This is a genomic window from Bradyrhizobium sp. LB11.1, assembly GCF_040549385.1.
Taxonomy (GTDB): domain Bacteria; phylum Pseudomonadota; class Alphaproteobacteria; order Rhizobiales; family Xanthobacteraceae; genus Bradyrhizobium.
In genome coordinates this window covers 541,967-559,844 of the sequence record NZ_JBEPTH010000005.1, presented here as the reverse complement: position 1 = coordinate 559,844, position 17,878 = coordinate 541,967, and the positions used below count along the sequence as shown (strand labels likewise).

The following is a 17,878-nucleotide window of genomic DNA, read 5'->3' as shown; positions in this document are numbered from 1 at the left end:
CGCTGCGATGATCAAGCCGAAAACCGAAGAGTCCGACGAGGTCTAACCGTTAACTGGACAGATCAGCGCGCTTGCGGCCTACCGCGCATGGTTACTGAGGGCCTCCGGTTGGTTGTTATGAACTAGTCCGAGTTTCTGGCTGCACTCACTGCTCAGAAGTAGATACGGCCGAGACAGGCAAAAGGCAGGGGGCGCTCGGCGGGCGGGCTGAGCGAGCTAGGCGGCTTGCTGCTGTGCCATAAAGGTTTCGCGGTCCGCCTCGTTCACGAACGCCAATAGCTCACGATACCGAGCGTCGGCCTCATCATTGACAGTGCGGAGCGCGGCGTTCTCCTCTGTCAGCCGGTCGACCTCGGCTTGCAGCCGCTCTTTATCGGCCTCAGCAAACATGGCGCGGCTGGTTGCATCCCTCACCTGCTTGACAGCAATCTCCGCCCTACTCTCTTGGGACTGCCGCTGGCCTTCCTTCTCCTCAAGCTGCTCTTTAGCTTTGGTGAGCCGCCTCTGCAGCAACATCGTGCTGCTCGTTGCTGCATCCATCACACCGGTCACTACCGTCGTAAGCGCCGCCACCGACGATGCCTCGGCTTTTTTCTGCCTCCAACCCTTGATGGCTACGACTTGCCCGCTCGGAGTGTCAGCCCTGGCAGCGGCTAGCAGTGCAGACCTGTTATCATCGAGGCCGGCTTCTTTGGCTGCCGCCTTTGCCTCCGGTGACAGGGCGGCTACCTTCATCGCGCGAACCGCGTCGGTACGCTCAACACCAAGTTCTCGGGACGCTTCGCTGAGGCCGCCCTTATTGCCGCGCCCACCGGAAACCTGCGCAAGCTGCACGGGTTTAGCATCGTCACCTGATATCTCGGGCTTGATGGTGGTCAATTCGATCCAACGGGCGATCTGCTCGTCTCGCTGAAGGGCAGTCAATTCGGCGCGATGAAGGTTCTCGGATATCTCAGTAAGCTCGGCTGCGATGTCGCTGATGTTGAGCGCGACGCATGTGATCCACATATGTCCAAGGCGGCGCATTGCCTCAAGTCGGTGGCGGCCGGCGACGAGAACCGGCCAGCCGTCGCACTCCTCGCCGTCAATCATCACGGTTGCGAAGCGGATGGACGGCGGTGACTGTAATCCGATGCGTTCAATCGACCGCATCAAGTTGACTACGGTGTTCTCGTCCAGCGTACGCCGGCCTGGAAGGATATGGATGTCGTCGATTGCCTGGATAGATAGTGTCTCCGTCGCAAGGCGGCGGCCCGAAAGAGAGAATATTTGTGCGCCTTCCGCCTTCTTACGAAGGCGCACGTAGGCACGTTCGAGCCGCTTGTGTTGATCGGCATTCATGCCAACGTTGCCCACACGATGATCATGCAAGGCCAGTTCCTTGTCGCTCATCGCGTCGAAGTCGGGCGCGGTCCCGCACTCAGCGCCGAGCAACTCGATCACACGCGGATCATCAAGGGAAACCGGGCCATCCTTATCGTGCGCATACTTGGGCACGCCGCAGGCCGTGGTGATGACCCTGACCGCGCCACCCTGGATTGCCTCCACGTCGTCAAGATGGCCCGCAACGCCATCCAGCCCCTCAACGCCGGTGCGCTCACCATCTATTCCGATCAACCAGTACTCGGTCCCGTGCTTGTCGATCTTAGAGTACCCAAGCGCCTTGGCCCGAGCGCGCAGTTCATTGATGTCAGCCGTCACGCCGCCACCCCCTTGCGGGTGTTATCGTTGGCGGCACGCGCAGCAATGCGAGCGACGATCCATTCCGAGACCTCGGACTTAACGAACGCGATACGCTTGTCGCCAAGCGGCACGGCCGCGGGGAATCGTCCCTCGGCGCGGTAGCGGTTCAACATCGTGCGGCTCAGACTTGTGAGTGCGCACGCGGTCTTAAGCGAGACGAGACAAGGCTCGTCCGAGGACGGATTCATGGACATGGGAAAGTTTGATTTCGGTCGGACGCCGGAACCAGCCCCTGTGGGGTCCTTGGCTGCGTCGAGGAAACCGATAGCACTCGCTGCCCAGTGGGCCGATCGTGCTTGCGACTGAGTCGCTCAGGTGTGGCCAATATGGCCGCCAAAATCGCCATTGACAATAGCGAAACCGTCTGAAACTGCTTTTTTTATTTTTCGCAGCAGTACACTAAATTCGTCGACAACGCGCTCCCCGGCCTGTCGGCTTTTACAGTGTGAGTCGCCGCGCTGGCGTTGATGGGGCGTGCCCCCTAGAGGCGCGATGGTTTAGGAATCAGATTAGGAACGGGATGCCGGTATTTCCAAATAGACTTATAATATCAAGCAGTTATCCATGGATTCTGGCGGAAGGGGTGGGATTCGAACCCACGGTACCCTTGCGGGCACGCCGGTTTTCAAGACCGGTGCCTTAAACCACTCGGCCACCCTTCCAAGTCCAGAATGGCAGTCGCTTAACGTAGTCCGCCATGCAAGGCAACGCGAAGTTGGACCGCTCGCGGCACCCGTCCTTCCTTTTCGCGGGAACGGGACCTGTCAGGCGAGCGTCAGTGTGGTGCTTTAACCTCGGTGAGGACTGGCGACACCTCCCAGGGCGTCGCCGGTCGCGAGGCCCGGTTGGATTCGACTCCATTTCCGGGCCTCGCTCGCACAAGAAAACGCGGCGCCCTTTTGGGGCACCGCGCGAAGTCTGTTTGTTGCGTTCGTCTCTTGTTGCGTCGGCTCAGTAGCCGCAATGGCCGCAGCTCGGCTGCACCGGCGCGTAATAGGAATAGCCCGGCGAGACCATCTCGGTGCGCTGGCGCGTGGCGTATTGCGGCGGGATGCGCTCGTACTGGACGCCCGGCGGCGCCACCATCACGGTCCGCGGCACCATCACGGTGCGATACTGCGCCGGCGTGCGATGCGCGACGGTCGCACCGGGCGACACCATCACGTTCTCCTCGACGGTGCGGTATTGCGGCGCGACGTATTGCTGCTGATAGCAGGTCGTGCACGGCTGCGGCGGCGCGTAACAATTATAACAGCCGGCGGAGGCAGCAGTCGTCATCGAGATCGCGGCGACGACTGTCGAGAAAACGACAGCAAGAGTACGAGACATTGTGGTGGCGCCCCAGTTGCCCAAAATGGATTTGCGAAGGTCGCAAGCAGTATACGCCGCAAAATCCAGAGCTGCCGAAGTTCGTCGGGGCATCCTTAATGCGAACGGCCGGCTTTCGCCGGCCGTTCAGAATTTGTTGACCATGCACGTCGCGTGACCGCGAGGTTCGCGATCGCGCCTGCGCAAAGTCGCGGCTACTTCGTGCGCCGCTTCACTTCGCGCACGGCGCCGCGCGCAGCACTCGTCGTGAGCGCAGCGTAGGCCTGCAGCGCGGTGGAGACGTTGCGCTTGCGCGGAGCGGGCTGCCAGGCGGCATCGCCCTTCGCCTCCTCCGCCGCGCGGCGATTGGCGAGCTCCTCGTCGGAGACTTCGAGGTTGATGCTGCGGTTCGGGATGTCGATGGCGATACGATCGCCGGTGCGGACGAGACCGATGTTGCCGCCTTCGGCCGCTTCCGGCGAGAGATGGCCGATCGACAGGCCAGACGAACCACCGGAGAAGCGTCCGTCGGTGACGAGCGCACAGGCTTTACCGAGGCCCATCGATTTCAGATAGCTGGTCGGATACAGCATTTCCTGCATGCCGGGACCGCCGCGCGGGCCTTCGTAGATGATGACCACGATCTCGCCGGCCGTGACCTTGCCGCCCAGAATGCCTTCGACGGCCGCGTCCTGGCTTTCGAACACGCGCGCGGAACCCGAGAATGTCAGGATCGAAGAGTCGACGCCCGCGGTCTTCACGATGCAGCCGTCCTGCGCGAGGTTGCCGTAGAGCACGGCGAGCCCGCCATCCTTGCTGAAGGCGTGCTCGAGGTTACGAACCACGCCCTTCTCGCGATCGCTATCGAGCTCGTCGTAGCGGCGTTCCTGGCTGAAGGCGACCTGGGTCGGGATTCCGCCGGGCGAAGCACGGAAGAAGGTGCGCACGGACTCGCTCTTGGAGCGCTTGATGTCCCAGCGCTCCAGCGCATCATTCATGGTCGGCGCGTGCACGGTCGACACCGAGGTGTCGATCAGGCCGGCACGGTCGAGCTCGCCCAGAATGCCCATGATGCCGCCGGCGCGGTGCACGTCCTCGACATGCACGTCGGCGACCGAGGGAGCGACCTTGCAGAGCACGGGCACGCGGCGCGACAGCCGGTCGATATCCTGCATGGTGAACTTCACCTCGCCTTCATGAGCGGCGGCGAGCAGATGCAGCACGGTGTTGGTCGAGCCGCCCATCGCGATGTCGAGCGTCATCGCGTTCTCGAACGCCTTGAAGTTCGCGACGTTGCGCGGCAGCACCGAGGCGTCGTCCTGCTCATAGTAGCGGCGCACGATATCGACGATGGTATGGCCGGCCTCGACGAACAGGCGCTTGCGGTCGGCGTGGGTTGCGACCACCGTGCCGTTGCCGGGCAGCGCCAGGCCCAGCGCCTCGGTCAGGCAGTTCATCGAGTTGGCAGTGAACATGCCCGAGCAGGAGCCGCAGGTCGGGCACGCCGAGCGCTCGATCACCTTGACGTCCTCGTCGCTGACCTTGGAGTCGGCCGCGGCGACCATGGCATCGATGAGGTCGACCGCCTTGGTCTTGCCCTGCAGCGTGACCTTGCCCGCCTCCATCGGCCCGCCCGAGATGAACACGGCGGGAATGTTGAGCCGCAGCGCGGCCATCAGCATGCCGGGCGTGATCTTGTCGCAGTTGGAAATGCAGACGAGGCCGTCGGCGCAATGCGCGTTGGCCATGTACTCGACGCTGTCGGCGATCAGCTCGCGCGACGGCAGGCTGTAGAGCATGCCGTCATGGCCCATGGCGATGCCGTCATCGACCGCGATGGTGTTGAATTCCTTGGCGACGCCGCCAGCCTGCTCGATTTCGCGGGCGACCAGCTGGCCGAGGTCCTTGAGATGGACGTGGCCGGGCACGAACTGGGTGAAGGAGTTGACGACCGCGATGATCGGCTTGCCGAAATCGCCGTCCTTCATCCCCGTCGCGCGCCAGAGGCCGCGGGCGCCCGCCATGTTACGGCCGTGGGTGGTGGTGCGGGAGCGATAGGCTGGCATGGCGGTTTCCGTCCTCGGGTTTGGCCGGCCGGCGGAAAATATCGAAGCCGCCTCAGGCCTTTGTGGCCGGATAGCGCACGGGGTGGGTTGGCGCAACGAGAACTTGATCCCGGCAGGGCTCCCCTGCTCCCGGCGCGGGCTACTGCAGGGTCGGATCGAGCCGGTCGCGGAGCCAGTCGCCGGCGCCAGCATGATCCAGGGTGCTCGCGTCAGGTACTCGCGGCCATAGCCGACCATGTTGCCGAAGCCGGTCATCGGCGGCTGCAGCGGCAAGCGCAGCGAATGCAAGCACATGGATCTGCGCGCGAAATCAAGCGCGTTTAGGACCGTAGTGATCCGGAATGGAATCCTATTTCGATCTCGCGTACATCGCGGACATCGATCGGCGGCCTTCCAAGGGCATCACCTTCTGATCGCGCACCACGGGGTTGGGGGACCATCTGGGGCGGGGCATCAAGGGCTGGGGCAAGGTGACGAGGTCCGGACTCCTAGGCACTCCGGACCTCGTGCTTTCCAAGGTTGAACGTGATTTCGCGCCGCCGGCTTGATCAGCCGTGCGGCGCGACGTCGTCTCGAGACGCCCTCTTCGCTTATTTCGGCACGTTCCGCTCGAGATCTTCCAGCCATGCCGCCGCGCTCGAATCCGACGGCGCACGCCAGTCGCCGCGCGGCGACAGCGAGCCGCCGGCCGAGACCTTCGGTCCGTTCGGCATCGCCGAGCGCTTGAACTGGCTGAAGGCGAAGAAGCGGCGCAGGAACACCTCGAGCCAGCGGCGGATCTCCGGAAGATCGTACGCCTCGCGCTTGTCGGCCGGAAACGCCGGCGGCCATTCGCCCTTGGCAACGTCCTTCCAGGCTTGCAACGCCATGAAGGCGATCTTGGACGGCCGCATGCCGAAGCGCAGCGTGTAGAACAAGTTGAAATCCTGCAGCTCGTAGGGCCCGACAGAGGCTTCCGTGCTCTGCGGCTTCTCGCCCGGCTGGACCGGAACCAGCTCCGGCGAGATTTCGGCTGACAGGATCGAGGTGAGAGTCGCGTTCACATCGCCGCTGAACTGCTTTGAGGCGATCACCCAGCGGATCAGATGCTGGATCAGCGTTTTCGGCACGCCCGCGTTGACATTATAGTGCGCCATCTGATCGCCGACGCCATAGGTGCACCAGCCGAGCGCAAGCTCCGAGAGGTCGCCGGTGCCGATGACGATGCCGCCGTGGTGGTTGGCAAGCCGGAACAGATAGTCGGTACGCAAGCCTGCCTGCACATTCTCGAAGGTGACATCGTAGACCTTCTCGCCCTTGCCGAAGGGATGGCCGATATCCTTCAGCATTTGCGTGGCCGTGGTGCGGATGTCGAGCTCCTGCCAATTGGTCTGCAACGCTTTCATCAGCGCCAGCGCATTGGTCTTGCTCTCGCTGCCGGTGGCAAAGCCGGGCATCGTGTAGGCGAGGATGTTGTCGCGCGGCAGGCCGAGCAGGTCGACGGCCTTGGCGGCGACGATCAGGGCATGGGTGGAATCCAGACCACCGGACACGCCGATCACGACGCGCTTGGTGCCGGTCGCGCGCATGCGCTGCACGAGGCCGGCGACCTGGATGTTGTAGGCCTCGTAGCAATCCTGCTCGAGCAGGCTTTCATCGCTCGGCACGAACGGGAAGCGCTCGACCTTCCGCAAAAAGCCGATATCGGCGGCTGGCGGCTTCAGGGCAAAAGTGATCCTGCGATAGCGGCCCTCGCGCTGCCGGCGATTGTCGTCGAACGTGCCCATCAGGGCGCGCTCCTGCCTGAGCAGGTCGAGATCGACGTCGCCGAGCGTGATCTGGCCGTCCTGCCGGAACCGCTCGCCCTCGGCGAGCAGCACGCCGTTCTCATAGATCGAGGTCTGGCCGTCCCAGGCGAGATCCGTGGTGGATTCCCCAGCGCCTGCGGCGGAATAGACGTAGGCCGCGAGGCAGCGGGCCGATGTCGACTGGCACAGCAGCGCACGCGCGCGCGCCCGGCCGATGGTGATCGGGCTGCCCGAGAGATTGATCAATACGCTCGCGCCGGCCAACGCGAGTTCGGACGCCGGCGTCACCGGGATCCACATGTCCTCGCAGATCTCGACGCCGATGGTGAGCCCGGGGACGTCTCCGGCTGCAAACAGCAGGTCGGTGCCGAACGGCGCGTGCAGCCCGCCGAACGCGATCGTCTCCCCGGCGATACCGGCGCCTGAGGCGAAATGGCGCCCCTCGTAGAATTCGCGATAAGTCGGCAAATAGCTCTTGGGCACGACGCCCAGAATGCTGCCGCGATGGATGACGGCGGCGCAATTGTAGATGCTATTGCCGAACCGCAACGGCGCCCCGACGATCAGCACGGTCATCAACGTCGCGGAGGCCTCGACGACGGAAGCGAGCCCGCGCTCGACCGCATCAAGCAGCGGATCCTGCTTCACGAGGTCCTCGATCGCATAGCCGGACAGGCACAGCTCGGAAAACACGGCGACCGCCACCGACTGCGCGTCGCAGCTTTTTGCCGCCGCCATGATCGCCTTCGCATTGGCTGCGGGATCGGCCACATGGGAGGTGGTGACGCAGGCCGCCACGCGCGCAAATCCGTGGGCGTAGATCGAGTGGAAGCTCATCGCGCAAAGGACCCTTAATCTCGTCGGACCGGCCGCAGCCGGCTCTCGTCTCTATCTAACCCATCGATAGGGCCTCGTGCAGGCCATCGGCCAGCATGCATAACGGAATTGCAGCTTCGGAGGCCCCGCTCAGGCGCTACGCGCCAGTACGCCGGAGAGGTCGCTGCGCAGCCACTCTGCGATCCGTGGCCAAGCCCGCATATGGGTCCCCGCCCCCATGAACAGGCCGAGATGGTTGCTGGGCTCGGAGCTTGCTGCGACGAAGGCCGGCGGCGTACCGAGCAAACCGGCGGTGGCGAGCGCTTGCGCGGCCGGTACGACATCGTCGTCGAGCCCGGCCAGCAGGAAGACCGGCGCCTTGACGTCCTTCAGGTCGATCCGGCGGCCGAGTGCCGTGAAATGGCCGGTGGCGATCCGGTTCTCCCGAAAGATCCAGTTGACGATCTGGAGATAGTAGGTGCCCGGCAGGTTGAGCGGCTCGTTGTTCCAGCGGTCGAAACGCGCGAGCAGAACCGCGCCCTCCTCGTCCGAGAGGTCTTTCTGCAGCGCCGCCGCGATGTCGTCACGGTCAGGCGTCTTCGACCAGACACGCAGCATCTCCTCGCCGCTGACATTGCCGCCGCCGCGCACGACCAGCTGGTCGTAGACCATCTCGGGCGCGTTGCGGGCGAGCTGCGACAGCCTGGATTCGACCGAGAGGTCGACTGGCGCACCTGCGAGCACCAGCCGCCGCACCTTGGCCGGAAACCGCGCCGCATAGATCAGCGACAGCCAGCCGCCCTGGCACAGACCGACCAGATCGACGGGCGCGCCGATCTCGTCGATGGCGACGTTGAGATCACCGAGATAGCTGTCGATCGAGAGATAGCGCATGTCTGGCGTCGCCGAGCGCCAGTCGGTGAGATAGATCCGATCGATGCCGCCGTGTTGCAGGGACTGCACCACGCTGTGGCCGGGGACGAAATCGGCCAGCAGGGCCCGATGCAGCGCATAGGGCGCGCAGACCAGGGCCGGCTGGCCGGATCGCGTCCGCGAGCAATCGCGCAGGCGCATGGTGGTGAGCTCCAGCGCGACGGTGCCGGGCGTGGTCCAGGGGAGTTCGTCGTCACCCTGCTCCACCGGCCCGCGCTCCAGCCACCAGAAGCAGGCGTCCATGGCGAGCCGGGCCGCCGCAAACGGCCACAGCATGGGCTCCTCGGGGACATGCCCCGATCCGGCTGGCTGTTGGCCGCTCTTCCCCGCCACCATCACCGCGTGATCCTCACAGGAACGCCTCCAGGCTGACGATGGAAATGCCGAGCTCCCCAAAACTCCGATGGGTCGCGGCGATCGAGCCGTCGAGGTCGATGCCGCGGCAGGCGTCCTCGATGACGACAACCTCGAATCCCGCCTTGCGCGCGTCCTCCGCGGAAAAGCGGACGCAAAAATCGAGCGCGAGGCCGGCGACGAAAACGTTCTTCAGCTCGCGTTCGCGCAGATAGCCGAGCAGGCCGGTCGGCGTCTTGTGATCATTCTCGAACAGCGCCGAATAGGAATCGATCCCGCGGCGAAAGCCCTTGCGCACCACAAGGTTCGCGCGGAAGACCTCAAGCTCCCGGTGGAATTCGGCGCCGGCCGTGCCCTGGACGCAATGCCTCGGCCAGAGCACCTGGGTGCCGTAATCGAGCTCAATGGTCTGGAACGGCTCGCGTCCGTGATGGTTCGGCGCGAACGAGACGTGGTCGCCCGGATGCCAGTCCTGCGTCAGCACTACATTGGCGAATTTTTGGGCGATCCGGTTGATGGCGGGGACGACCTTCTCGCCGCCGGGGACGGCGAGCGCCCCGCCGGTGCAAAAATCGTTCTGCACGTCGATGACCAGCAGCACGTCGCGATCAGCTATCTTCATCGCAGATCCATTTCATCTGCCGAGCGCGATGGGCGCCGGCAGTTCTCGTCAATGTCGATCTTCCCGCGCGGCTTCGCAACCACCGTCCGCGATGCAACGCTTTGGCGTCGTTCGTGTTGACTAGCCGCAACCAAGGGCGGATTCTCTGGTATCCGCGACTTGCGGATCGGTCGAAAGAGTGGAGGCAAGGGTTCCCGATCGCCTGCGAGGCGACGGCAACCAGATAATCATGAGTAGCGGCAAGACAGGAAACATTCTTCTCGCCGATATCGGCGGTACCAATGCGCGCTTCGCGCTGAGCAATGGCGAGCAGATCGGGGCGATCGACTATGTGAAGGTCGCCGACCATCCGACGGTCCGCGAAGCGATCGCTGACGTGCTGCGGCGGGCTGACAGCGAGAAGCCGGTCCGGGCCGTCCTCGCCGTCGCCGGTCCCGTCACCAACAACCGCTGCGTCATGACCAACAGCCCCTGGGTCATCGACGGCAACGAGCTCCAGCCGGCGCTCGGCTTCAACAGCGTCCACGTGCTCAATGATTTCGAGGTGGTGGCCTGGTCCCTGCCCGCCTTGCAGCCGGCCGACCTGATTCCGCTCGGAGGACAGGACGGCATGTCCGGGGAGCCGCTGCTGGTGGTCGGGCCCGGGACCGGTTTTGGCGTCTCCTGCCTGGTCGAGCGCCACGGCTCCCGGCTCGCCGTCGTGACTGAGGCCGGTCATGCCACCCTGCCGGCGGAGAACGAACGCGAGGAGCGCGTGATCGCCGCCATGCGCCGGCGCTTCGGCCATGTCTCCATTGAGCGCGGTGCCCTCTCCGGCTCCGGGCTGCAATCCCTCTACGAAGCGATGGCCGAGGTCGATCAGGCCCAGGTGCCGCAACGTGATGCGGCAGCGATCACCAAGGCGGCGCTGGACGGTACTTGCGAGCTCAGCCGCGCGACGCTGGAGATGTTCTGTGACATCCTCGGCTCGGTTGCCGGCAATCTCGCGGTAACCTTCGGCGCCAGGGGCGGCGTTTACATTGCCGGCGGGATCGTGCCGCGCTTTCCGGAGTTCCTCGCGGCCTCCACGTTCCGCGCCCGCTTTGAAGCCAAGGGACGTTTCCAGGACTATTTGCGCAATATCCCGACCCGCCTCGTCATAAAGCCCGATGCAAGCTTCGTCGGCCTGAAGATGTTCGCCGACCACAATCTGGATTGAGGCGCGCCCGCTCTCGCGGCGCCGGGTTAACTAATTCACAGCTGATTGCAGCGCACGCGCAGTTCCACGCAGGATCGTGCTTGCCCGTTTGTTTCCGATCGGAAACAATTCGCGTGTGTGTGTGGCGTAGGCACGAGGGGGGCGTAACATGCGTAAGCAGGATGTGGGCTTCGACTTTCACCGCTATCACCGGCTGCTGACAGAGGCGGACGATGACGACAAGCGAATGGCGCTGATCGAATTGTTGATCGAGGAGAAGGCCCGGGACCGGTTGGCCGCCCAGCGCGCCTCGGACCGCGCCGCCATGACGGCCCACACCATCGCCACGGTGCTGAACGCCGGCCGCAACTAACACTTGCAGGACCTCCTGCCGCACGGCGAGGAGTCAGCGATCGATTGCGATTCCGTTAAGGATCTCTCGCAAGCCTATGTCAAACTTTTTGCTCTAAGAGTTTCCTCACCTGATGCAATTCAGGATCAACACAAAGGGGGGAATGAACATGAGCATGATTTCGCTCGCCGAAATGCCGGCTGCCATCCAGACCCGGTCGACCGACTTTTCTCTTAAAGCCATTGTCATCTTCTGCGGCCTGGGACTTCTCGCCTCGTTCAGCCTGATGGCCCACGGCGTTGACCTCAGCACCGGCCTGATGTGAAACACTGACTGACTTTCCGTCCTAAATGGCCGCCCCTCTCGGCGGCCATTTTCGTTGACGATGTCTCGATCGATGACATGTCAGTGGCGGCTTGTCAGTGTGACGGCTTGGCGGGCGCATCCGGAAACAGCGAGTCGATCATGATCTTGAGCTGGTCCATCGCAATCGGCTTGCGCAGGATCGGGCGGCGCCGGAGCAAGGATGGCAGCAATTCCGGCCCGTAGCCCGTCGCGAACAGGAACGGCTTGCCGCGGCGCTCGATCAAATCGGCGACGGGATCGACGTAGACGCCCATCAAGTTGATGTCGAGGATCGCGAAATCGTAGTGCGCGGTCATCGCAAAGGCGCTCGCATCACGCACATTGTCCGCTTCCGCGACGACATGGTGGCCAAGTTCCTCCACCATGTCAGCCATCATCATCCGGATCAACGCCTCGTCTTCGACCAGGAAAACGGAGAGCCCGCCCGCCATATCAACCTCGCAGCCACCTTGCGAAGCTAAGCATACCCGATCTGCGAGAAGGATTCACGAATTCGTGGCCCGTCAATTCCCCGAATGCATGCAATCCAACTCAAGCTTGATCAATCCAGGCCGCGCTCGTGGCTGAGGCGAACCATCTCCTGGATGAACACGCCCTTCTGTTTGTCGTCGAGGCTGGAGTACAACGGTTCGGCGGCATCGGCGACACTGCGCTGGTCGGCAGCGCGATCGATCAGGAACTGCGACTCGTTGCGCATTTGCTCGATAATGTCGTCCGGCGGATCGCGCTTGGCCCGCTCAATACGCAGGTTCAGCCGCTCCGCGCCATTGTGCCCGAGATAGTGCATGGCGCTGGAGAAGCCGAACCAGTGCTTCTCCTGATCGGGAGTCAAGTTCAGCTCGGTCTTGATGCGCTCGATATAGGAATCGCTGTTGGCGACGATCTGGTCGGCGGTCAGCTGCGGCCCGCCGGGCTGGGTCAGGACCGTGACGTCCTTATTCTCCTTGTTGTCCTCCTGAGGCGCGTTCTTGGCTTCCTTGGTCGCCTTGGCGCCCTTGCCGGCCTTGGCGTTCTCCCTGGCGTTCTCCTTGGCGCCTTTGGCATCCTTAGCGCCCGGCTGCTGCTTGGGGTCCCGGGATGCGTCTTTGCCTGCATCCTTGCCCGGATCCTTGCTCGCGTCTTTGGCGGCCGGCGCCTGGCCATTATTGTTGTTGACGCCGAGCACACCGGTGAAGACGCCGACCACACCGCCGATGGCGCCGCCGAGAACGCCACCGACAGGGCCTGCCGCCTTGTTGCCGGCCGCGGCTCCGTCCTGAACGCCCTTGACCAAACCTTGTGCATTCGCAACCGCAGCCGCACCAATCATCACTGTCAGCACGGAGCCGAGCGCGAGCCAGCGTCGCAGGCCAAGCCGCGCAGGCGGCGCCGGGGTGATCATTTTGGTCTCCATCTCGATCTGCTTGCCCTCTAGGCAACGGCAGGCCTGCTGCCGGTTGCAACTCTACCGTTTTCGCGACACCGAGGTCTAGGCGCGGACCATCGCTGTCCCCGTTTGAAAGGCCTTTGGCGCGAAGCGGTTATGCAGACTCATTCGGAACTGCGGCGTAATTGCGCACGGATCGCGTCTCCAGCCGTCGCACTCCGAAGTGTGCGTCGCAATAAGAGCAGCCGTAGCCCGTGCTCGGCGCATGCCGCGGCCTTCCGCTACACAACGTTAGTTCTAGAGAGCGAGGCATTCGGCTTTCTCGACAGACGCAATCAATCATGATCTGATCGCGCTACCAATTTGTCCTGCCCCGCGCGTGATTTACCGCCCGGGACAACGACGCCAATAAGAAACGCCAACAAGAAACGCCAACAACAAAATCAAAAACAAACTCAGGAAATTCAGAGGAAACGACAGAACAATAAAACACACCAAGGCGAGGAAACGAGATGTCACGCAAGACACTGACGCGACGTCAATTTGTGGCTGCCACTGCATTGTCCTCCACGGCGCTGATTGCGGCGCCCTATGTCCGAGGCGCTTACGCCGCCGGTAAACTCTCGATCGGCTTCTGGGACCATTGGGTGCCCGGCGCCAACGACGCCTCCACCGCGCTCGTCAAGGAATGGGCCGACAAGGAGAAGGTCGAGGTTTCGATCGACTACATCACCAGCAACAACAAGAAGATTGAGCTGACCGCAGCGGCCGAAGCGCAGGCCAAATCCGGTCATGACATTCTTCAGATGCCAAGCTGGTGGCCGCACGCCTATTCGGAGAATCTCGAGCCGCTCAACGACGTGATGGAGCCGCTCATCAAGCAGAACGGCGAGGTGAACGGCACCGTCAAATATCTGGGACAGCTGGACGGCAAATGGCTCGCGATACCCGCCACGCCAGGAAGCCAGATCAAGGGCCCCTGCTCCCGCATCGATCTCATGAAAAAGCACGCAGGCATCGACGTGCAGGAGATGTATCCGGCCGGCAGCCCGCCAAAAGACGACAACTGGACCCTGGACACGTTCCTGAAGGCGGCGGAGGCCTGCCAGAAGGCCGGCTTCCCGTTCGGCATCGGTCTCGGCGAGACCACCGACAGCGTCGACACCGCGGGCGCGATCTTCCAGTCGTTCGGCGCCGAGCTCGTCAATGCCAAGGGCGACGTTACGGTCAAGACCGACGAGGTGCGGCAGGCACTTGAATACTACAAAAAACTGATCGCGGTGCTACCCACGGATGCGCCGTCCTGGGATGACGCCTCCAACAACAAATGGCTGATCTCGGGCCGCGGCGCGCTGATCCTGAATCCGCCGAGCGCCTGGGCGGTCGCCAAGCGCGACGCGCCGCAGGTCGCCGAGCAGTGCTGGACCCACGGCATGCCCTCTGGCCCTAAGGGACGCTTCGCACCCTTCCTGCCTTATTTCTGGGGCGTGTGGAGCTTCGGGAAGAACAAGGAAGCGGCCAAGAGCCTGCTCATCCATCTGTCGTCGCCAGCGGCGGTTGAAAAGTTCGTGGTCGCGAGCGGCGGGTACGATCTCCCGGCCTACGCCAACCTGACGAAGTTCAAGACCTGGGCCGAGGAAGGGCCGCCGAAGGGCACGCTGTTCAGCTATCCAGATCCCTACCATCGTCAGACCCTGTCGATTGCGGCATCACCAGCGCCGCCGAAGATCGCCCAGCAGATCTACTTCCAGGCGACGCTGACCAAGATGGCGCTGCGCTTTGCGCGGGGCGAGAAGATGGAAACGGCGCTCGCCTGGGCCGCGGACGAGTGCGAGGGCTTCATGCGGACCTGAGCCGGGTGTGTGCCATGGCGGTTCATGCTTTCGGGCGTGAGCCGCCAAGGTTCGTTCCAGGTGCGTCCGCCTGCCAACGAAGCCGACCGGTCGCCGGCTTCGCCGTTGAACCTCCGCAGGGAGGCTTGATCCAGAAAGCTTGAACCATGGCTGATGTCGTCGTTGAGCAAGGCCGCCTCGCCCGCGCTGCCAGTGCGCGCAAGAAAGCAAGCCTGCGCAATGTGCTGGGTCGAAAATCGACTATGGCGTTTTTGCTGACGCTGCCGCTGATCCTCCTGATCTTGCTGCTCGTGCTCTATCCGGCCTTCTATTCGCTCTATTTGGCGACGCTGAACAAGGCGATGACGAAATTCGTCGGCCTCGGCAACTTCACCTTCCTGTTCAAGCGCGAAACGTTCTGGATGGTGGTGAAGCAATCCTGCATCTTCGCCGTCTCCGCTGTGATCTTCAAGGCTCTGATCGGCTTCATCGTCGCGCATTTCGTGCACAACATTCCCGGCAAGAAGCAGCGCAAATGGCGCGGCATGCTGCTGGTGCCCTGGGTGATCCCACCGGCAATGAGCACACTGGCCTGGCTCTGGCTGTTCGATCCCTCCTACAGCGCCTTCAATTACACACTGTCCTTCTTCGGCGTCGGTCCGATCCCTTGGCTCGGTGACACCTTCTGGGCGCGCTTCTCCGTCATTCTCGTCAATGTCTGGTATGGCGCGCCATTCTTCCTGATCATGTATCTCGCAGCGCTGAAATCCGTGCCTGACCAGCTCTATGAGGCGGCGTCGATCGACGGCGCCAATTGGTGGCAGAAGATCTGGCACATCACCTTGCCGATGATGCGCAACATCATCGCCATCACGACACTGTTCTCGCTGATCGTCACCTTCGCCAATTTCGACATCGTGCGCATCCTCACCTCTGGCGGACCGCTGGATACGACGCATCTGTTCGCCACCTGGGCGTTCCAGGTCGGAATCCAGAGCAGCGACATTCCGCTCGGCGCCTGCGTTTCGCTGTTCATGGTGCCGATCCTCGCCGTCGCGGCGGTCTTCATCCTGCGCGATGTCAACAAACGTGGGAACGAGGCCTGATGAGCACGCTCGCAATCGACAAGTCTGGCCCTTCCCGCAAGGTCAAGCTCAACAGCATGAGCCGGGACCGTACCTGGGCGCTGCGCTGGTCCTATTTCTTCCTGGTGCTGTTTGCGATCTTCTTCCTGACGCCGCCGCTTTATATGGTGATCACCTCGCTCAAGAGCAGCGCGGAGATTTCGGCGGCAACCAATCCATGGTGGGTGTTTCATCCCACCCTGTCCAACTACGTCGAACTCCTGAGCTCGAACCAGTTCCTGCGCTTCTTCTGGAACTCGTCGATGATCTCGATCATCGTCGTGATCGTGACGATGCTGATCAGCATCCCCGCGGCGTTCGCATTGGCGCGGATGAAGTTCTGGGGCTCGGCGACGCTCGCGACCGGCGTCTTTCTCACCTACCTCATCCCGGACAGCCTGCTGTTCATTCCGCTGTTCAAGATGCTGGCGGTGATCCAGGACTTCACCGGCATCACGCTGCTGAACCGCTGGTACGTGCTGGTGTTCATCTATCCGACGCTGACCGTGCCATTCTGCACCTGGATCATGATCGGCTATTTCGCCTCGATCCCGAAGGAGCTCGACGAGGCCGCGATCATCGACGGCGCTTCCTGGCTGCAGACCCTGCTGCGGATCTTCATTCCGGTGGCGCTGCCCGGGCTGATCGCCGCGACGATCTTCGCTTTCACCGTCTCCTGGGCCCAGTTTCTTTATCCGCTGGTATTCACGACATCCATCGATCAGCTGGTGCTGCCGGTCGGCATCACCACCACTCTGATCAAGGGCGACGTTTTCAACTGGGGGCAGATCATGACCGGCGCGCTGCTTGGCGCTGCCCCGCCGCTCGTCATCTACGCCTTCCTGATGGACTACTACATTGCCGGCCTGACCGCCGGCGCGACAAAGGGTTGAGATCGAAAGGTTGAGGTTTCATGGCTGACGTAGCTTTGCGGAAGGTGGTCAAGCGTTACGACGATGTCGAGGCCGTGCGCGGCATCGACCTCGATATTGCCGACCATGAGTTCATCGTGCTGGTCGGCCCCTCCGGCTGCGGCAAGTCGACCACGTTACGCATGATCGCAGGCCTCGAGGACATCAGCGACGGCGACATCATGATCGGCGGCGACGTCGTCAACGACGTGCCGCCGAAGGACCGCGACATCGCCATGGTGTTCCAGAACTACGCGCTCTACCCGCACATGACGGTCGCCGAGAACATGTCGTTCGGGCTGCGGCTGAAGCATTATCCCAAGGCCGAGATCAATGCGCGGGTGACGGAAGCCGCCCGCCTCCTCGACATCACCGATTTGATCAATCGCAAGCCGAAGCAGCTCTCCGGCGGCCAGCGCCAGCGCGTCGCCATGGGCCGCGCCATTGTGCGCAATCCAAAAGTGTTTTTGTTCGACGAGCCGCTGTCCAATCTCGACGCCAAGCTGCGCGTGCAAATGCGGATCGAGATCAAGAAGGTGCACCAGAAGGTGCGCACGACGACCGTCTACGTCACCCACGACCAGGTCGAGGCGATGACGCTGGCCGACCGCGTGGTGGTGATGAACAAGGGCCGCATCGAGCAGATCGGCACGCCGAACGAACTCTACCACAAGCCCGCGACGCGCTTTGTCGCGGGGTTCATCGGATCGCCCGCGATGAACTTCATCCCGTGCCGGCTGGAGGATGCCGGCGGTACGCTCCAGATTCGCCTGACCGACCGCATCGCCTTTGCGCTGCCGCCGGCCCGCGCCGCGCGCTACAACGCACTGCCGCGCACCGATAAGTTGCTGCTCGGTATCCGACCCGAGCATCTCACCGAGTCGCATGCACATCTCGGACCGGGGGTCGAGACCTTCGACACCGTGCTCGATGTCACCGAGCCGATGGGGATGGAGACCCTGGTCTATTTCGGACTTGAGGGCACGCCCGTCTGCGGCCGCGTCGATCCCAACGCCGGCGCTACGGACGGGGCTCCCATGCGTTTGGCGATGGACCTCAACAATATGCACCTGCTAAACGATGAGACCGGCGCCGTGTTGTGACGCTGGTTCAAGAAACGC

The 17,878-nt window shown here is 63.0% G+C and carries 16 protein-coding genes and 1 tRNA gene; 7 read left to right on the top strand and 10 right to left on the bottom strand.

Annotated elements, in window-relative coordinates; all coding sequences use genetic code 11:
* Positions 1-216: 216 nt before the first annotated feature.
* The 8 genes from ABIA96_RS16965 to pncA form a co-directional block, all read right to left on the bottom strand.
* Positions 217-1,701: a ParB/RepB/Spo0J family partition protein gene (locus ABIA96_RS16965; protein WP_354138173.1), complete on the bottom strand. Its 1,485-nt coding sequence runs from the start codon at positions 1,699-1,701 to the stop codon at positions 217-219.
* Entirely contained in the window at positions 1,698-1,931 is a 234-nt protein-coding gene (locus ABIA96_RS16960) for a helix-turn-helix transcriptional regulator (RefSeq protein WP_354138200.1), read from the bottom strand. Before ABIA96_RS16960 ends, ABIA96_RS16965 begins: the two co-directional genes overlap by 4 nt.
* 384 nt (positions 1,932-2,315) lie before the next feature.
* Positions 2,316-2,405 (bottom strand) — tRNA-Ser (locus ABIA96_RS16955).
* Positions 2,406-2,694: 289 nt separating this feature from the next.
* Entirely contained in the window at positions 2,695-3,021 is a 327-nt protein-coding gene (locus ABIA96_RS16950) for a hypothetical protein (protein ID WP_354138199.1), read from the bottom strand.
* 245 nt (positions 3,022-3,266) lie between these two features.
* Entirely contained in the window at positions 3,267-5,117 is a 1,851-nt protein-coding gene (gene ilvD, locus ABIA96_RS16945; protein ID WP_354138172.1) for a dihydroxy-acid dehydratase, read from the bottom strand.
* 590 nt (positions 5,118-5,707) lie between these two features.
* Entirely contained in the window at positions 5,708-7,741 is a 2,034-nt protein-coding gene (locus tag ABIA96_RS16940; RefSeq protein ID WP_354138171.1) for an NAD(+) synthase, read from the bottom strand.
* A gap of 129 nt (positions 7,742-7,870) precedes the next feature.
* The gene (locus ABIA96_RS16935) at positions 7,871-8,986 is read right to left on the bottom strand and encodes an alpha/beta fold hydrolase (protein ID WP_354138198.1); all 1,116 of its coding nucleotides are present in this window, start codon (positions 8,984-8,986) and stop codon (positions 7,871-7,873) included.
* A 16-nt stretch (positions 8,987-9,002) separates the two neighbouring features.
* On the bottom strand, positions 9,003-9,629 hold the full coding sequence (gene pncA / locus ABIA96_RS16930; RefSeq protein ID WP_354138170.1) for a bifunctional nicotinamidase/pyrazinamidase: 627 nt from the start codon (positions 9,627-9,629) through the stop codon (positions 9,003-9,005).
* A gap of 229 nt (positions 9,630-9,858) precedes the next feature.
* Here pncA and glk point away from each other — a divergent pair, with 229 nt between their 5' ends.
* The 3 genes from glk (at position 9,859) to ABIA96_RS16915 (ending at position 11,483) form a co-directional block, all read left to right on the top strand.
* Positions 9,859-10,827, top strand: a complete 969-nt coding sequence (gene glk, locus ABIA96_RS16925; RefSeq protein WP_354138169.1) for a glucokinase — start codon at positions 9,859-9,861, stop codon at positions 10,825-10,827.
* 148 nt (positions 10,828-10,975) lie between these two features.
* Positions 10,976-11,179, top strand: coding sequence for a hypothetical protein (locus ABIA96_RS16920; RefSeq protein WP_354138168.1), 204 nt, complete (start codon positions 10,976-10,978; stop codon positions 11,177-11,179).
* 148 nt (positions 11,180-11,327) lie between these two features.
* The gene (locus ABIA96_RS16915) at positions 11,328-11,483 is read left to right on the top strand and encodes a hypothetical protein (protein ID WP_354138167.1); all 156 of its coding nucleotides are present in this window, start codon (positions 11,328-11,330) and stop codon (positions 11,481-11,483) included.
* A 94-nt stretch (positions 11,484-11,577) separates the two neighbouring features.
* On the opposite strand, the gene ABIA96_RS16910 is transcribed toward ABIA96_RS16915, so the two are convergent.
* Both ABIA96_RS16910 and ABIA96_RS16905 read right to left on the bottom strand, forming a co-directional pair.
* Positions 11,578-11,955 (bottom strand): response regulator, encoded by a 378-nt coding sequence (locus ABIA96_RS16910; RefSeq protein ID WP_354138166.1) that lies wholly within the window; start codon positions 11,953-11,955, stop codon positions 11,578-11,580.
* A gap of 110 nt (positions 11,956-12,065) precedes the next feature.
* Entirely contained in the window at positions 12,066-12,905 is an 840-nt protein-coding gene (locus tag ABIA96_RS16905; protein ID WP_354138165.1) for a Spy/CpxP family protein refolding chaperone, read from the bottom strand.
* A gap of 497 nt (positions 12,906-13,402) precedes the next feature.
* On the opposite strand from ABIA96_RS16905, the gene ABIA96_RS16900 reads away from it, so the two are divergent.
* The 4 genes from ABIA96_RS16900 (at position 13,403) to ABIA96_RS16885 (ending at position 17,860) form a co-directional block, all read left to right on the top strand.
* Entirely contained in the window at positions 13,403-14,743 is a 1,341-nt protein-coding gene (locus ABIA96_RS16900) for an ABC transporter substrate-binding protein (RefSeq protein ID WP_354138164.1), read from the top strand.
* 146 nt (positions 14,744-14,889) lie between these two features.
* A complete protein-coding gene (locus ABIA96_RS16895) occupies positions 14,890-15,828 on the top strand; it encodes a carbohydrate ABC transporter permease (protein ID WP_354138163.1) in 939 nt (312 codons plus the stop codon).
* Positions 15,828-16,739 carry a carbohydrate ABC transporter permease gene (locus ABIA96_RS16890; protein ID WP_354138162.1) on the top strand — a complete coding sequence of 304 codons (912 nt, stop codon included), beginning with the start codon at positions 15,828-15,830 and terminating at the stop codon, positions 16,737-16,739. Before ABIA96_RS16895 ends, ABIA96_RS16890 begins: the two co-directional genes overlap by 1 nt.
* A 20-nt stretch (positions 16,740-16,759) precedes the next feature.
* Positions 16,760-17,860 (top strand): ABC transporter ATP-binding protein, encoded by a 1,101-nt coding sequence (locus tag ABIA96_RS16885; protein ID WP_354138161.1) that lies wholly within the window; start codon positions 16,760-16,762, stop codon positions 17,858-17,860.
* The last annotated feature ends 18 nt before the right edge of the window (positions 17,861-17,878 follow it).

Bases quoted from the DNA above. Each gene is read 5' to 3' on its own strand.
- ABIA96_RS16895 (WP_354138163.1), top strand. From the start codon at position 14,890: ATGGCTGATGTCGTCGTTGAGCAAGGCCGCCTCGCCCGCGCTGCCAGT.
- pncA (WP_354138170.1), bottom strand. From the start codon at position 9,629: ATGAAGATAGCTGATCGCGACGTGCTGCTGGTCATCGACGTGCAGAAC.
- ilvD (WP_354138172.1), bottom strand. From the start codon at position 5,117: ATGCCAGCCTATCGCTCCCGCACCACCACCCACGGCCGTAACATGGCG.
- ABIA96_RS16890 (WP_354138162.1), top strand. From the start codon at position 15,828: ATGAGCACGCTCGCAATCGACAAGTCTGGCCCTTCCCGCAAGGTCAAG.
- ABIA96_RS16950 (WP_354138199.1), bottom strand. From the start codon at position 3,021: ATGACGACTGCTGCCTCCGCCGGCTGTTATAATTGTTACGCGCCGCCG.
- ABIA96_RS16940 (WP_354138171.1), bottom strand. From the start codon at position 7,741: ATGAGCTTCCACTCGATCTACGCCCACGGATTTGCGCGCGTGGCGGCC.
- ABIA96_RS16920 (WP_354138168.1), top strand. From the start codon at position 10,976: ATGCGTAAGCAGGATGTGGGCTTCGACTTTCACCGCTATCACCGGCTG.
- ABIA96_RS16960 (WP_354138200.1), bottom strand. From the start codon at position 1,931: ATGAATCCGTCCTCGGACGAGCCTTGTCTCGTCTCGCTTAAGACCGCG.
- ABIA96_RS16910 (WP_354138166.1), bottom strand. From the start codon at position 11,955: ATGGCGGGCGGGCTCTCCGTTTTCCTGGTCGAAGACGAGGCGTTGATC.
- ABIA96_RS16900 (WP_354138164.1), top strand. From the start codon at position 13,403: ATGTCACGCAAGACACTGACGCGACGTCAATTTGTGGCTGCCACTGCA.
- glk (WP_354138169.1), top strand. From the start codon at position 9,859: ATGAGTAGCGGCAAGACAGGAAACATTCTTCTCGCCGATATCGGCGGT.
- ABIA96_RS16885 (WP_354138161.1), top strand. From the start codon at position 16,760: ATGGCTGACGTAGCTTTGCGGAAGGTGGTCAAGCGTTACGACGATGTC.
- ABIA96_RS16915 (WP_354138167.1), top strand. From the start codon at position 11,328: ATGAGCATGATTTCGCTCGCCGAAATGCCGGCTGCCATCCAGACCCGG.
- ABIA96_RS16905 (WP_354138165.1), bottom strand. From the start codon at position 12,905: ATGATCACCCCGGCGCCGCCTGCGCGGCTTGGCCTGCGACGCTGGCTC.